At 73.9% G+C, this 14,304-nt stretch carries 15 protein-coding genes and 1 pseudogene; 7 read left to right on the top strand and 9 right to left on the bottom strand.

Annotation, left to right across the window (positions count from 1 at the left end; genetic code table 11):
* The first annotated feature begins 15 nt into the window (after window positions 1–15).
* Window positions 16–1,353, top strand: a complete 1,338-nt coding sequence (locus tag BX286_RS23370; protein ID WP_187344180.1) for a M14 family metallopeptidase — start codon at window positions 16–18, stop codon at window positions 1,351–1,353.
* Window positions 1,354–1,420: 67 nt separating this feature from the next.
* Here BX286_RS23370 and BX286_RS23365 read toward each other — a convergent pair whose 3' ends face one another.
* Window positions 1,421–1,828 carry a RidA family protein gene (locus BX286_RS23365; RefSeq protein WP_121016228.1) on the bottom strand — a complete coding sequence of 136 codons (408 nt, stop codon included), beginning with the start codon at window positions 1,826–1,828 and terminating at the stop codon, window positions 1,421–1,423.
* Between the two features lie 220 nt (window positions 1,829–2,048).
* Here BX286_RS23365 and BX286_RS23360 point away from each other — a divergent pair, with 220 nt between their 5' ends.
* From BX286_RS23360 to BX286_RS23340, 5 genes are all read left to right on the top strand, one after another.
* Window positions 2,049–3,329 carry an alanine racemase gene (locus BX286_RS23360; protein WP_079429513.1) on the top strand — a complete coding sequence of 427 codons (1,281 nt, stop codon included), beginning with the start codon at window positions 2,049–2,051 and terminating at the stop codon, window positions 3,327–3,329.
* Window positions 3,330–3,332: 3 nt separating this feature from the next.
* On the top strand, window positions 3,333–4,913 hold the full coding sequence (locus tag BX286_RS23355; protein WP_121016226.1) for an amidohydrolase family protein: 1,581 nt from the start codon (window positions 3,333–3,335) through the stop codon (window positions 4,911–4,913).
* Window positions 4,914–4,974: 61 nt separating this feature from the next.
* Window positions 4,975–5,985: a YdcF family protein gene (locus tag BX286_RS23350; RefSeq protein ID WP_100862981.1), complete on the top strand. Its 1,011-nt coding sequence runs from the start codon at window positions 4,975–4,977 to the stop codon at window positions 5,983–5,985.
* Between the two features lie 116 nt (window positions 5,986–6,101).
* On the top strand, window positions 6,102–6,287 hold the full coding sequence (locus BX286_RS23345) for a hypothetical protein (RefSeq protein ID WP_079429510.1): 186 nt from the start codon (window positions 6,102–6,104) through the stop codon (window positions 6,285–6,287).
* 153 nt (window positions 6,288–6,440) lie between these two features.
* The gene (locus tag BX286_RS23340; protein WP_079429509.1) at window positions 6,441–6,893 is read left to right on the top strand and encodes a nitroreductase/quinone reductase family protein; all 453 of its coding nucleotides are present in this window, start codon (window positions 6,441–6,443) and stop codon (window positions 6,891–6,893) included.
* On the opposite strand, the gene BX286_RS23335 is transcribed toward BX286_RS23340, so the two are convergent.
* A complete protein-coding gene (locus BX286_RS23335; RefSeq protein ID WP_121016225.1) occupies window positions 6,880–7,527 on the bottom strand; it encodes a DUF4386 domain-containing protein in 648 nt (215 codons plus the stop codon). The genes BX286_RS23340 and BX286_RS23335 overlap by 14 nt on opposite strands.
* A gap of 116 nt (window positions 7,528–7,643) precedes the next feature.
* Between BX286_RS23335 and BX286_RS23330 the strand changes: the two genes are divergently transcribed.
* Window positions 7,644–8,315 carry a TetR/AcrR family transcriptional regulator C-terminal domain-containing protein gene (locus BX286_RS23330; protein WP_079429507.1) on the top strand — a complete coding sequence of 224 codons (672 nt, stop codon included), beginning with the start codon at window positions 7,644–7,646 and terminating at the stop codon, window positions 8,313–8,315.
* A 21-nt stretch (window positions 8,316–8,336) separates the two neighbouring features.
* Here BX286_RS23330 and BX286_RS23325 read toward each other — a convergent pair whose 3' ends face one another.
* From BX286_RS23325 to BX286_RS38060, 7 genes and pseudogenes are all read right to left on the bottom strand, one after another.
* Window positions 8,337–8,894, bottom strand: coding sequence for a GNAT family N-acetyltransferase (locus BX286_RS23325; RefSeq protein ID WP_100862983.1), 558 nt, complete (start codon window positions 8,892–8,894; stop codon window positions 8,337–8,339).
* A gap of 74 nt (window positions 8,895–8,968) precedes the next feature.
* On the bottom strand, window positions 8,969–9,526 hold the full coding sequence (locus tag BX286_RS23320) for a hypothetical protein (protein ID WP_079429505.1): 558 nt from the start codon (window positions 9,524–9,526) through the stop codon (window positions 8,969–8,971).
* A 136-nt stretch (window positions 9,527–9,662) separates the two neighbouring features.
* A complete protein-coding gene (locus BX286_RS23315; RefSeq protein WP_079429504.1) occupies window positions 9,663–10,784 on the bottom strand; it encodes an NAD(P)/FAD-dependent oxidoreductase in 1,122 nt (373 codons plus the stop codon).
* Window positions 10,785–10,839: 55 nt separating this feature from the next.
* A complete protein-coding gene (gene wrbA / locus BX286_RS23310; RefSeq protein WP_100862984.1) occupies window positions 10,840–11,460 on the bottom strand; it encodes an NAD(P)H:quinone oxidoreductase in 621 nt (206 codons plus the stop codon).
* A gap of 53 nt (window positions 11,461–11,513) precedes the next feature.
* Window positions 11,514–12,950: a multicopper oxidase family protein gene (locus tag BX286_RS23305; RefSeq protein ID WP_121016224.1), complete on the bottom strand. Its 1,437-nt coding sequence runs from the start codon at window positions 12,948–12,950 to the stop codon at window positions 11,514–11,516.
* Window positions 12,951–12,995: 45 nt separating this feature from the next.
* A complete protein-coding gene (locus BX286_RS38065) occupies window positions 12,996–13,274 on the bottom strand; it encodes a hypothetical protein (RefSeq protein ID WP_398898901.1) in 279 nt (92 codons plus the stop codon).
* A gap of 228 nt (window positions 13,275–13,502) precedes the next feature.
* Window positions 13,503–14,222, bottom strand: a pseudogene (locus BX286_RS38060) (lyase family protein); the annotation flags it as partial.
* Between the last annotated feature and the right edge of the window lie 82 nt (window positions 14,223–14,304).

Below are 14,304 nucleotides of genomic sequence, written 5' to 3'. Positions count from 1 at the left end.
CACCCAGGAGAACGCATGCGGCTCCACACCCGCCGGAGGGCCGCCGTCACGGCCGCCCTGCTGGCGCTCGCGCTCGGTGCACCCGCCTACGGAATGAGCGCGACGGCAGCACCGCCGCCCACCCCCTCCACGGCGACCGAGGACGAGGCGATCGTCCAGTACGAGGTCCAGGGCCCGTCCACGGCCGCCGAACGCACGGCCCTGCTGAGCAGCGGGGTCTCCATCGACGAGGTCGACGCCCGCTCGGTCGTGGTCAGCGCGACCCCGGCGCAGGCCAAGGCCCTGCGCACCCGCGGCTACCGGCTCACCGCCCTGGCCGGCCCGCCCGACCGCTCCGAGCGGGGGGTCGCGAACCGTCCGATGGACTTCCCGTCGGCGGACTCCAAGTACCACAACTACGCCGAGGCGAGCGCGGAGATCGACCAGCGGATCGCCCAATACCCCGGGATCATGAGCAAGCAGGTCATCGGGAAGTCGTACCAGGGCCGGGACATCGTCGCGATCAAGATCAGCGACAACGTCGGCACGGACGAGAACGAGCCCGAGGTGCTCTTCACCGCCCACCAGCACGCGCGCGAGCACCTGACCGTCGAAATGGCGCTGTACCTGCTCCAGGAGTTCGGCTCCAAGTACGGCAGCGACTCCCGCATCACCAACATGGTCAACAACCGGGAGATCTGGATCGTCCCGGACCTCAACCCGGACGGCGGCGAGTACGACATCGCCACCGGCTCCTACCGCTCCTGGCGCAAGAACCGCCAGCCCAACTCCGGCTCCACGGCCGTGGGCACCGACCTCAACCGCAACTGGGACTACAAGTGGGGCTGCTGCGGCGGCTCCAGCAGCAGCAAGAGCTCCGAGACCTACCGCGGGCCCTCGGCCGCCTCGGCGCCCGAGGTCAAGGTGGTCTCCGACTTCGTGCGCAGCCGGATCGTCGGCGGCAAGCAGCAGATCAAGGCCGCGATCGACTTCCACACCTACAGCGAGCTCGTGCTGTGGCCCTTCGGGTGGACGTACAACGACACCGCGCCGGGCCTGACCGCGGACGACCTCGCGGTGTACAAGAAGATCGGTACGAGCATGGCCGCCAGCAACGGCTACACGCCGGAGCAGTCCAGCGACCTGTACATCACCGACGGCACGATCGACGACTGGCTGTGGGGAACCCAGAAGATCTTCGCCTACACCTTCGAGATGTACCCCTCCGACACCGGCGGGGGCGGCGGCTTCTACCCGCCCGACGAGGTCATCGACCGTGAGACGGCCCGCAACAAGGACGCGGTGCTCCAGCTGCTGGAGAACGCGGACTGCATGTACCGGTCGATCGGCAAGGAAGCCCAGTACTGCGCGTAGGCGCGGCGCGGCCGGCCGGCCCGGGGCGCCCCACCGCCAGGGGGGCGCCCCTCCCTCGTGCTCCGGGTCAGCCGAGCACCGCGAGGGCGTCGATCTCGATCAGCAGGCCGGCGGGCAGGCCGACGTACACCGTGGTGCGGGCGGCGGGCACCTTGACCGCCTGCTCGTCGAAGTACGCGTTGTAGATCTCGTTCATCTCGGCGAAGTGGGCGGTGTCGGTCAGGTAGACGCGGATCATCACGGCGTCGTCCCAGCTCGCGCCGCCCGCCTCCAGCACGGAACGGACGTTCTCCAGCGTCTGGAGGGTCTGCTCGCGCAGGGTCGGCCCGGCGACGGCGGGCGCCTGCCCGGCGACGGCGGGAAGGTAGCCGACCTGGCCGGCGACCTGGAGGATGTTGCCCTTGCGCGCGCCGTGCGAGAACTTCGCGGGGGCGGCGGGGTGGGAGTCGGGGGTGACGGCGGTCTTCTCGCTCACGGGGTCCTCTGCTGGGGTCGATGGGGTGTGCTGCCACCTTGATGGTGTCAGCGCCACGACGTGCCGGTGACCGGCGTTCGAGCGGTTCGCTAGGGCCTGGCCCCCGTCGGGCCGGGTGGCCGCCGCGGCAGGGGTGGGCCCCGGACGGAACCGGCGGCGTTGACCCCCCGTCGTCACCGGTGTTACACCACAGGCACCACCCGCACCATCAGGAGGCCCCATGCCCAGCGACGCCGTCCGACGCCTCGCCGCCGAACCCGTCGACCACCGTTTCAAGGGCCTTCCCCCGGACGCCGAGGCCGCCGGCCTGACCGTCGGTGAGCTGGCCGCGCAGGCCAGGGACCTGTACTCCGGCGGGTTCACCACCCCCGTGCTGACCCTGGACGCCGACGCCCTCGCCCACAACCTCACCGTCCTCGGCGCGTACGCAGCCCGCCACCACCTGGCCTTCGCCCCGCACGGCAAGACCTGCATGGCCCCCCAGCTGTTCGAGCGCCAACTCGACCACGGAGCCTGGGGCATCACCGCCGCCGTGCCCCACCAGGCCCGCGTCTACCGGGCCTTCGGGATCCAGCGGATCTTCCTCGCCAACGAGCTCGTCGACCCCGCCGCCCTGCGCTGGGTCGCCGCCGAGCTCGCGGCCGACCCCGGCTTCCGGTTCGTCTGCTACGTCGACTCCGTGCGCGGGGTCCAGCTCATGGACCGGGCCCTCCAGGGGCAGGGCGCCCGGGTGGACGTCGTGGTCGAGCTCGGCGCCGGCGAGGGGGCCCGCACCGGGGCCCGCAGCGACGAGGACTGCCGGGCCGTCGCCGATGCCGTCGCCGCCACGGCCACCCTGCGCCTCGTCGGCATCGCCGGGTACGAGGCCGAGGTGCCCGACGCCGACCCGGAGAAGGTGCACGCCTGGCTGCGCCGGCTCACCGGGCTCGCCGTGGAGTTCGACAAGGCCGGGCGCTTCGGGGACACCGTCGAGGAGATCGTCGTCAGCGCCGGCGGCTCCGCCTGGTTCGACGCCGTAGCCGACGTCTTCGGGGAACTCCCCGAGCTGTCCCGGCCCGTGCTCAAGCTGCTGCGCTCCGGCGCGTACGTCTCCCACGACCACGGCTGGTACACCCGCCTCACCCCCTTCAACCGGGTCCCGGAGGAGGGCGGGCTGCGCCCCGCCTTCCGGCTCTGGACGCAGGTCGTCTCCCGCCCCTCCCCCACCCAGGCCTTCGTCAACGCCGGCAAGCGCGACATCGCCTACGACCTCGGGCTGCCCGAGGCCGAGCTCGTACGGGACGCGTCCACGGGCGAGGAGCGGGCCGCCACCGGGGTGCGGGTGGTGAAGCTGTCGGACCAGCACGCCTGGCTGGAGACCGACTCCGCCGAGGACGTGCAGGTCGGCGACTGGGTGGCGCTCGGGATGTCGCACCCCTGCACCATCTTCGAGAAGTGGCCGCTGATTCCGGTGGTCAGCGCCGACGGGGCGGTGCGCGAGTACGTGCGGACCTTCTTCTAGGGGATGGACCTGGTCATCCGGGGGGCCCGGGTCGCCGACGGCACCGGCGGGCCCTCCTACCTCGCCGACGTCGGCGTGCACGAGGGGCGGATCGCCGCCGTCGGGCGGCTGCCCGGCGGCGGGCGGCGGACCGTCGACGCGTACGGGCTCGTCCTCGCGCCCGGGTTCGTCGACATGCACGCCCACAGCGACCTCGCGCTGCTCCGCGACCCGGACCACGCGGCGAAGGCCGCCCAGGGGGTGACCCTGGAAGTGCTCGGCCAGGACGGGCTGTCGTACGCGCCCGTGGACGACCGGACGCTGGCACAGGTGCGGACGGCGATCGCCGGGTGGAACGGGGCCGGGGACGACGTCGTGTTCGACTGGAGGACGGTCGGGGAGTACCTCGACCGGCTGGACCGGGCCCACGGCGGACAGGGCTGCGCGGTGAACGCCGCCTACCTCGTGCCGCAGGGGACCGTCCGGGCGCACGTGCTCGGCTGGGAGGACCGGCCGGCCACCCCCGCCGAGACCGGCCGGATGCGGCGGCTGGTCGCCGAAGGGCTCCAGGACGGCGCCGTCGGGCTGTCCTCCGGGCTGACCTACACCCCCGGCATGTACGCCTCCGGGTCCGAACTCGCCGCGCTGTGCGAGGTCGTGGCCCGCTACGGCGGCTACTACTGCCCGCACCACCGCTCGTACGGGCACGGCGCCCTCGCCGCCTACGCCGAGATGCTGGACCTCGCCCGGGAGACCGGCTGCGCCCTGCACCTGGCGCACGCCACCCTGAACTTCGCGGAGAACGAGGGCCGGGCCCCCGAGCTGCTGGCCCTGCTGGACGGGGCACTCGCCGAGGGGACCGACGTCAGCCTCGACAGCTACCCCTACACCCCCGGCTGCACCAGCCTCTCCGCCCTCCTGCCCGGCTGGGCGCACGAGGGCGGTCCCGGCGCACTGCTGACCCGGCTGGCCGACGACGCCACTGCCGAGCGGATCCGGTACGCACTGGAGGTTCAGGGGTCCGACGGGTGCCACGGGGTGCCGGTGGACTGGGCGTCGGTCGAGGTGTCGGGGACGGCCGACCCCGCGTACGCGCACCGGGTCGGCACCCGCCTCGACGGCTGGGAGGGGGCGCGCCGGCTGCTGCTGGGCGACCGGCTGGGCACGACCGTCCTCCAGCACGTGGGGCACGAGGAGAACGTCCGGACGATCATGCGCCACCGGGTCCACACCGGCGGCTCCAACGGCATCCTGCACGGCGCGAAGCCGCACCCCAGGGCGTACGGCACCTTCCCGCACTACCTCGGCCACTACGTGCGCGAGCTGGGCGTGCTGTCGCTGGAGGAGTGCGTGGCGCACCTGTCGGGCCGGCCGGCGGCGCGGCTGCGGCTGCCGGACCGGGGGCTGGTGCGCGAGGGGTACCGGGCCGACCTGGTGCTCTTCGACCCCGGAACGGTCGCGGCGGGGTCCACGTACGAGGAACCGCGCAGGCTGCCCACCGGCATCCCGCACGTGCTGGTCGACGGGCGGTTCGTGATGCGGGACGGGCGCCGCACGGACGTGCTGGCGGGGCGGTCCGTCCGCAGAACGCCCTTCCGGCGGTAGGGGGTTCCGGCAGGAATTCCGTCCCGGCGGCGGGCCGCGGGCGGCACATACGATGAACGGCATGGCCGCCTTCGCCCTCCCCGCCCTCCTGCTCCTCGCCCTGTGCGTCAGCGCGTACAAGGACCGCCGCCGCTTCCGCAACGCGGTGCTGTTCGGCCTGACGTTCATCACCTTCTCGGCCGCCCTGCTCTTCCAGGTGACGGCCCTGCCGGGCTGGGCGGCGCTGACGATCATCGCGCTCGCGTTCGCCGCGCCCACCGTGGGCACGATGGTCATCGGGGGCTTCCTGATAGCCAACGGCGTGACGATGGTCCGCAAGGAGGGACGCCGCCCGGCCAACCTGCTGTCGATGCTGGCGGGGCTCGGGATCTTCGGGATGATCGCGCTGCTGATCGCCGTCCCGATGTTCCACTCCGTCGTCCTGACCGGGGCGGCGGCGACGCTGACCCTGGTCGTGGCCTATGTGGCGTTCGTCTTCCTGTGCTTCCTCGGGTACGCCTTCCTCTACGGCCGGATCAAGGTCCGCGGGGACGTCGACCACGTGGTGATGCTGGGCTCCGGGCTGATCGGCGGGGACCGGGTGCCGCCGCTGCTGGCCTCGCGGCTGCGCAAGGGGCAGGAGATCTACGCGGCCCAGCTGGCCCGGGGCGCGCGCCCCCCGGTGCTGCTGACCTCGGGCGGCAAGGGGTCGGACGAGCGGGTCGCGGAGGCGCGGGCGATGGCGGACTGGCTGATCGCCGAGGGGGTTCCGGCGGAGCACATCACGCTGGAGGACCGCTCGCGCACGACCGAGGAGAACATGCTGTTCTCGAAGGAGATCATGCTGGCGGACGACGCGGGCTACCGGTGCGTGGTGGTCACCAACAACTTCCACGCCTTCCGGGCCGCGATGATGGCCCGCAAGGCGGGGGTCAACGGGCAGGTGGTGGGCTCGCCGACGGCCCGCTACTTCCTGCCGAGCGCGACCTTGCGCGAGTTCGTCGCGGTGTTCTGGGAGCACCGGGCGGTCAACCTGTCGATCTGCGGGCTGCTGATCGCGATCGGCGCGGCGGCGACGCTCGCCGCGGCCTGAGCCGCCGCCTGAGCCGCCGCCCGAGGCGGGGCCCGAGGCGGGGTTCTCGGCCCCGAAGTGCGTTCTTGGACCCGGGGCCGGAGGATGGGGGCCTGGGACACCGTAGGAGGTCTCCGATGGACAGTGAAACCAACGAGCAGCCCACCCGGTCGGACCGGCTCTTCACCGGCGGTGAGCGGCCGTACGACCCCGAGGACCTGGTGATGGCGACCGGCCACGACCCGACTCCGGAGCGGGTCGAGAAGGCGCGGCAGCTGATCGCCGAGAAGGGTCCGTCCGTCATCGAGCGCTACCTGCCGTAGCCGGCTTCCGGCCGGATGCGCTGCTGTGGGCCACGGCCCGGGGTCGCCCCCGGGCCGTGGCCCGCTTCGTGCGCAGGTGCGGGACGGGCGCGGCGCATCCAGACTCGGGGGAGGCTCGTTAGCCGGAGTGGGGGGACGCCCTACGGAGGTTTGATGAACAGCGTCGCCCTCGCCGTCGACTGGGACCACCCCACGGACCCCCGCCCGGGGCCGCGGCTGGAACACGTGCGGACGTACGTGTCGAGCGGCGGCACGGACGGTCACCTGTGGCACGGGGTCCCCACCCTGCTGCTGACCACCCTGGACCGGGCCTCCGGCCGGGCGGTGCGCACCCCGCTGGTCTACGGGCGGGACGCGGGCCGGCTGCTGGTGGTGGCCGCCGGTACGGGCGGTCCGCACCACCCGTCCTGGTACGGCAACCTCGTCGCGCACCCGGAGGTCCGCGTCCAGGTCGGCACGGCGGCCTTCCCGGCCTGGGCGCGGACGGCGGGTCCGCAGGAGCGGGAGACGTACTGGGAGGCCATGACGGCGCTGTGGCCCCTCTTCGACGACCACCAGGCCACGGCCCGGCCCCGGGAGCTCCCGCTGGTGATCATCGAGGGCTGACGGCGGTGCGCCGGAAGCCGCGGGCGACGAGCCAGAGGGCGAGGGAGACCTCCCAGGCGAAGACCGGGAGCGCGGCGAGCGAGCCGGGCACGGAGAGCTGGGCGTAGAGCCCGGACAGCACGGCGACGGCCGAGGCGCAGATCAGCGGGCCTCCGACCAGGCCGAGGACGGCGATGGGCCGGGGCACGAGCCGGGAGCGGTACATGAGCGCGGCCAGCAGGGCGGTGTTCAGCCCGAGGAAGAGGTTGGGGCCGAGCAGGAACGTCCAGTCGTGCACGGCCACCAGCACCGTGGCGACGGCGTCCGCCCCTGGCCCGGCCGGCTCGCGGCGCAGGGTGACCAGGGCCAGTACGGCCACGATCCCGAACAGGATGAGCACCGCTTCCAGCAGGCGGGCGCAGAGGTAGCCGAGGGCGGCTGTCCCGCCCCAGCGGCGGACGACGGGGAACAGGGTCACGGCGGTGCCGGCGACGGCGGCCACCAGGACCAGTTCGCACAGGGCCCCGAGCGCCGCCCGGCCGTCGGCCCCGGCCCCCTCCCCGGTGAGCAGGGGGCGGTAGAGGACCGCCCCGGCGATCGCGGCGGCCTCGGTCAGCAGGAACAGCACGCCTGCCGTGACGGCGGTCCTTCTCATGTCCCGGTCCCTCCCTCCATGAGGTGTACGGCGTACACCTCCCTGTCCTGCCCCAGACCATAGGTGTACGGCGTACACTCGTCAAGGCGCGGACGGACACATGAGGAGGACAGGGGATGACGCGGCTGAACCGGGAGCGGGTGCTGCGGGCCGCCGTCTCGCTCGCCGACGAGGGCGGGATCGAGTCGCTGAGCATGCGCAGGCTGGCGCAGGAGCTGGACGTCGTACCGATGGCGCTCTACAAGCACGTGGCCAACAAGGAGCAGCTGCTCGACGGCATGGTCGACGCCGTCGTCGGGGAGATCGAGCTCCCCGACGACCGCTCGGACTGGCGGGAGGCGGTACGGGGGCGGGTGCTGTCGGCGCGGCGGGTGCTGCTGCGCCACCGCTGGGCGTACCGGGTGATCGAGTCGCGCAGCGCGCCGACGCCGGCGGTGCTGGGGTACCTGGACTCGATGATCGGGGTGCTGCGGGGCGGCGGGCTCTCCGCCGACCTGGCCCACCACGCGATGCACGCGCTGGGCAGCCGGGTCCTGGGGTTCAGCCAGGAGCTGTTCGACGCCTCGGGCGGCGGGGCGGGCGACGGCGCGAGCGGCGGGGCGCCCCCGGATCCGGCGCTGGCGGAGCGCTTCCCGCACATCGCGGAGCTGGCCGGGGCGGCCGCGCACGACGCGGGCTCGGTGGTGGGCGGCGGCTGCGACGACCAGTTCGAGTTCGAGTTCGCGCTGGACCTGCTGCTGGACGGCTTCGAGCGGCTCCGCGCGGCGGGCTGGACCTCGGCCCGCTAGGCCATGGGGCCGTGCCGCCGGTCAGGCCCCGGCGGCGGTGGCGACGGCGTGGTAGGTGCGGTCCGCGACGGTGTAGTCGCCGAGCGGGGTCATGCCGAAGGCGTCCACGTGGACGCGCCAGGAGGGCGCGTTGCCCGCCTCGATGAAGGCGACCAGGGCCTCGGCGCGGCCCGCCGACGTCTCCACGGCCATGGCGAACAGGCCCCGGGCCACCCCGTGCCCGCGGAAGGCGGCGTCGACCACCACCGGCCCGTACAGCAGCCACGGCACCTCATCCAGCGGACGCCCCCGCCAGGCGAGGCCGGACTGGGCCCGCAGCAGTCCGGTGACCGCCGCCGGCGGGTCGGCCATGTCGGCGGCGACGGACAGCGCGAGCAGCCCGGCGATGCGGCCCTCCCCGTCGTCGGCCACCAGCAGCTCGTCGGCGGCGGCCATGTCGCGCAGGGTGGCGGCGTCGAAGGTGCCCTGGACGAAGCCCTGCGCGGTGCGCTGCTCCTCGGTCAGGGCGTCGTGGTGGTTGGCGGCGAAGAGCCGGGCCAGGGCGGGCGCGTCGGCCTCGGTGGCGTATCGGTAGCGCATGGCGCCGATGCTGCCACGGCGGCCGGGGCGCGCGGCCGCGCCGCCGCCCGGGATGTCACCTCACCGGGGTCCGGTCAGGTGTTGGTGTTGAGGAAGCCGATGACGACCGCGCCCCACCAGCAGGCCTGGGACACCAGGGCGGTCACCCCGCCCCAGAGCAGCAGCCCGCGGCCCGCCTCGCCCTCGGCGGCTTCCAGGCGGCGGCCCAGCAGGCCGGCCTGGAGGCCGTTGACGGTGAGGCCGGCGACCAGGCCGAGCTTGGTGAGGGTCAGCGGGGAGTGGACGTCGGGGTGGAGCATCAGCCCGCTGACCACGAGCCCGCCCAGGCCGGCCCAGATCGGCACGTGCAGGCGGGCGGTCGCGGCGACCACCTCGCCCAGGGTGCAGCGGCCGGTGGCCCACAGCAGCCCGTGGTAGTCGGCGGAGAGCACCGCACCGAAGCCGAGGACCAGGGAGGCGAGGTGCGCGAAGAGCGCGGCGGAGTGCATCGCCGCGTCGGCCCGCACGTGCAGGGAGCACCACAGCCCCGCCGCCAGGACGACCAGCGCGCACAGCGCGCCCGCCGCCACGGTCCACCAGGAGTCGTACAGGCGGACGGGGCGGGGGGCGAGTCTGGCGGCCGGCGAGGACATGCGGGTGGCTCCGGGGGAAACGGGGCGCGGCACGGTCTGCCGCGTCAAAGCAAGGTAAGGCTCACCTAAAGTCCCCCGTCCGTCAATCCGGGTCCACGGGCCGGAACCGTGAGCCCGGACACAGCGCCCCCACCGCTCAGGGGTAGATCAGCCGGGTGTTGATGTGCTGCTTCAGGGCCTTGGCGTCCGCGCCGCTGCGGGCCAGGGAACGGTCCCAGCCCGTGGTGAGGACCGCCTCGGACGGGCCGAGGTCCACGCAGGTCACGTAGGGGTCGGGGCGGAAGACGGCGACCGGCTCACCGGTGAGGTCGGCGACCGCGTTGTGCCCGGCGGTGGCCCCCGAGGGGATCGCGTACTGGCAGCTCTGGGTGGCGGTGCGGCCGTCCTCCACGGCCGCAGCCGCGGTGTCGCCCGCCGCGAAGACGCCCTCCGCCTCCGGCAGGCGCAGCTGCTCGTCCACGAGCAGCCGGCCCAGCCCGTCGCGGGGGCCGGGGAACCGGGCGGTGAGCGGGCTCGCGGTGAGGCCGCCCGTCCACACCACGGTGGCCGCTTCGAGGCGGGTGCCGTCGCTCAGGCCCAGGGTGGTGCCGTCGTAGGACAGCGGGGAGCAGCCGGTGCGCCACTCGGCGCCGGACCGGGCGAAGGCGTCGAGGACCAGCGGGCGGGCCTCGTCGCCCAGGCCCGGCGCGGGCAGCTGTGCCCGTTCGACGAGGACGATCCGCGCACCGGGGTACGCCGCCAGCCGCTCGGGCAGGGTCCCGGCGAGCTCGACGCCCGCCAGACCCGAGCCGACCACGACGACCGTGAACCGGCCCGGGGTGTCGGGGAGTCCGGCCAGCGAGCGCAGCCGCCGGTCCAGGGCGTGCGCCTCGTCGAGGGTGTCGATGTAGTGCAGGGCGCCGGCCCCCGGCAGCGCGGGCTTGCGCACCCGGCTGCCGGTGGCCAGCACGAGCCGGTCGAACGGAACCGGCCCCGCCGGGCCGGCGAGGAGCACCCGCCGCCCCGGAAGGTCGACGTCGGTGACCTCCGCACGCAGCCGCCGCACCCCGATCGGGGCGAGCACCCCGTCCAGCGGGACCCGCATCCGCTCCGGCCCGGCCTCGTACAGGCGCGGCCGGATGACCAGGTCCTCGCCGGGGGCGATCAGGGTGATCTCGACGTCCTCGCCGGCCCGGCCGGCCTGGCGCCGGATGCGGGCCGCCGCCTTGGCGGCCCACACGCCGGCGAATCCGCCGCCCGCGATCACGATCCGGGACATGCTGCTGCTCCTTGCTGTTCTCACAGGGACGGACCGGTGCTGCGCCTGCGGCCGGTCAGAGCGCGGCGAGGCCCTTCTTCAGGGCGGTCGCGATCTGGTGGGCCCGGCGGGCCTGGAACTCGACGGCGGCCAGGTTCTCGTCGGTGGGCGGGGTGGTCCCGGTCGCGCCCGAGACGCTGCTGGCGCCGTACGGGTTGCCGTTGGACCCGGCGAACTGGACCGGGTCGGCGTAGCCGGGCGGGACGATGATCGAACCCCAGTGGGTGAAGACGTTGTTGAGGGAGAGCAGCGTCGACTCCTGGCCGCCGTGCGTGGTGTTGGAGGAGGTGAAGGCGGAGACCACCTTGTTGACCAGCTTGCCCTGGTACCAGAGGCCGCCCGCCGTGTCGAGGAAGCCCTTGAGCTGCGCGGCCGGCAGGCCGAAGCGGACGGGCGTGCCGAAGATGACGGCGTCGGCCCACTCCAGGTCGTCCAGGGTGGCGGTGGCCACGTGCGAGGTGGCCTCCAGGTGCTCGCCCCAGGCCGGGTTGTAGGCGATGGCGTCGGCCGGGGCGGTCTCGGCGACACGGCGCAGACGGACCTCGGCGCCCGCCTTCTCGGCGGCCGCGGCGGCGGTCTCGGCCATCTTGTGGACGTTTCCGGTGGAGGAGTAGTAGATGACGGCGACGTTGGTCACGGGAATGCTCCTTGAATTGGTTGAATCGGCGGTGTTGTTGCGGCGCCACCAGGTCATGAGATCTCCATTTGCGCCATCATTCCCATGGCGGCGTGGTCGAAGAGATGGCAGTGGTAGAGGTACTTCCCGCGGTGCGAATCGAAGGTCGCCTGGACCTTCACGGTCTCGCCGGGCATGACCCGTACGGTGTCCTTGAGCCCGGCCTCCGCGGGGCCGACCGGCCCGCCGTTGCGTTCCAGCACCCGGAACTGCACCAGGTGCATGTGGAAGTTGTGCGGGACGAACCGGTTGACGTTGCTGACGGTCCAGATCTCCGTGCTGCCCCAGGCGATCGACTGGTCGATCCGGGCCGGGTCGTACACCAGGTCGTTCATGTACGCGCCGGGGTTAGCCCGCCCGTCCTCGTCCATCCGCAGGGTGATCTCGCGGTGGACGGTGGCCGGCGGGAGCGGGGGGAGGGTGCGCAGCCGGTCGGGTACGGAGCTGGGGTCGGCGGCGGTGCGCGTCACGTCGAAGCGCAGCACCTTCCCGACCTGCTCGACCGGGCCGGGGCCCTCGGTGTTCTCCAGCACCAGCCGGGTGCCCAGCGGATAGCGGGAGAAGTCGATGACGACGTCGGCGCGTTCGCCCGGGGAAAGGCTCAGCGTGTCGGTGCGGTACGGGGTTTCGAGCAGTCCGCCGTCCGAGCCTATCTGGATGATTTCCCCGCCGTCGGAGAGGCGGAGGGTGAAGAAGCGTATGTTGGTCGAATTCAGGATGCGGAAACGGTACTTGCGGGCGGCCACCTGGAAGTACGGCCAGGGCTTGCCGTTGGCGAGGATCGTGTTCCGGTTCTGGAAGTCGTCCATCACGTAGAGGAGTTGTCCGGCGTCGTCGAAGCGGACGTCGCGCAGGGCGATCGGTACGTCGTACTGGCCGGAGGGCAGCGGCAGGGCGCGTTCCTCGTCGTCGCCGAGCAGGTAGAAGGCGGACAGGCCGCGATAGACGTGCTCGGACTCCATGTGGTGGGCGTGGTCGTGGAACCACAAGGGGGCGTGCGCCTGGTCGTTGGCGTACCGGTAGAGGCGTGCGGTGCCGGGGGCGATGGTGGCCATGGGGTCGCCGTCGTTGTCCGGGGTGACGTGCCCGCCGTGGAGGTGGATGGAGACCGGCATGTCCAGGCGGTTCTTCTGCCGGATGACGACCGGGCGCCCGCGGCGGGCGCGGACGGTGGGGCCGGGGAAGGCTCCGTTGAAGGTGATCACCTCGGTGTCGACGCCGGGGATGATCTGCGTGTTGGCCCGGCCGACGTACATGTCGTACGTGTCGGTGCCGTTGGCGGTGGACACCGGCAGGAGGGTCGGCGGGACCGGCATGGCGGTCTGGAACGGCGTCACCACCGGGGCCGCCGCGGCGGCGGGCGTGGTGAGCAGCGGGGTGAGGGCCGCGCCGGTGAGGGCGGTGCCTCCGGTGGCGAGGGCGGCGCCGAGCAGGCGGCGTCTGGTGAGCATGGGGTCCCCCTGGTGTGCGTGCGTTCTTCGGGTGCGCGGCGGTGGTCAGCGGTAGTGGGCGAGGGCCCGGTCCACGAGCGCTGCGGAGGCGCCCGTGTAGCCGGCCGGGTCGAGCAGTGCGCCGATCTCGGCGGGGTCCAGCACCTCGGTGACCCGGGCGCTGGCGGCGAGCAGGTCGGCGAGGGCGGTGCCCTCGTCGGCGGAGCGGCGGGAGCAGGTGGTGACGAGCCGGCGGGCCTCTGCCTTGCCGAGGGCGGGGGCCAGGGCGGCGGCGATCCGCTCGGAGGCGGTGAGGGCCCCGGTCAGGGCGAGGTTCTCCCGCATCCGTGCCGGGTGGACGGCGAGGCCTTCGAGGAGTTCGGCCGCGGTGGCCGCCGCCCCGCCGGTCAGCCGCAGGCACTCGCGCAGGGGCTGCCATTCGGCGTGCCAGACCCCGGCGGGCCGCTCGTCCTCGGCGAGCAGGCACTGCGCGAGCACGGCCGCCTGCGCGGGCACCTGGAGGGCGGCCGAGCGGACCATCGTGGCGAGCACGGGGTTGCGCTTGTGCGGCATCGCGGAGGAGGCCCCCCGCCCGGCCGGTCCGGGCTCGCCGACCTCGGCCACCTCGGTCCGGGCCAGCGACAGCACGTCCACGGCGATCTTCCCCAGGGCACCGCAGGCCAGGGCCAGTTCGGCGCCCAGTTCCGCGACGGGCGTGCGCACGGTGTGCCAGGGCAGCACCGGGGCGCGCAGCCCCGTCTCGTCGGCGAAGGCCTCGGCCAGGCGCACCGCGTAGTCCTCGCCGGACTCCCCCGGGGCGTCGAGCCGGGCGTACTCCAGGTACCCGGCCAGGGTCCCGGCCGCGCCGCCCAGTTGCACGGGCAGGTCCGCGCGGACCCGGCGCAGCCGGGCGGCGGACACCGCGACGGCCTCCAGCCAGCCGGCCGCCTTCAGCCCGAAGGTGACGGGCACGGCGTGCAGGGCGAGGGTGCGGCCCGGCATCGGGGTGTCGCGGTGCCGGGCGGCGAGCCCGGCCAGCGCGGTGCGGCACCGCTCCAGGTCGGCCAGTACGGTCTCCAGCGCCCGGGCCGCGACGAGTACGGCCGCCGTGTCCATGATGTCCTGGCTGGTCGAGCCGCGGTGCACGTAGTCGGCGGCGGCCGGGTCCACGGCGGCGACGGCCTCCGTCAGCGCCTCCACCAGTGCCACCACCGGGTTCGCGGACTCCCGCGCCCGGACCGCGAGCAGCGCGGCGGGCAGCGGGGCCGTCCCGGCCACGCGGGCCACCGTCTCGGCGGCCGCGGCCGGCACCACCCCGAGCCGCGCCTGGGCCCGGACCAGCGCCACCTCGGCGTCCAGCAGCGCCCGCAGCCAG

The sequence above is a fragment of the Streptomyces sp. 3211.6 genome, from assembly GCF_003634815.1.
In the GTDB taxonomy this organism is placed as follows: Bacteria; Actinomycetota; Actinomycetes; order Streptomycetales; family Streptomycetaceae; genus Streptomyces; species Streptomyces katrae_A.
The sequence above is the reverse complement of the archived record's forward strand: the minus strand, read 5'-3'. Positions and strand labels throughout refer to the sequence as shown.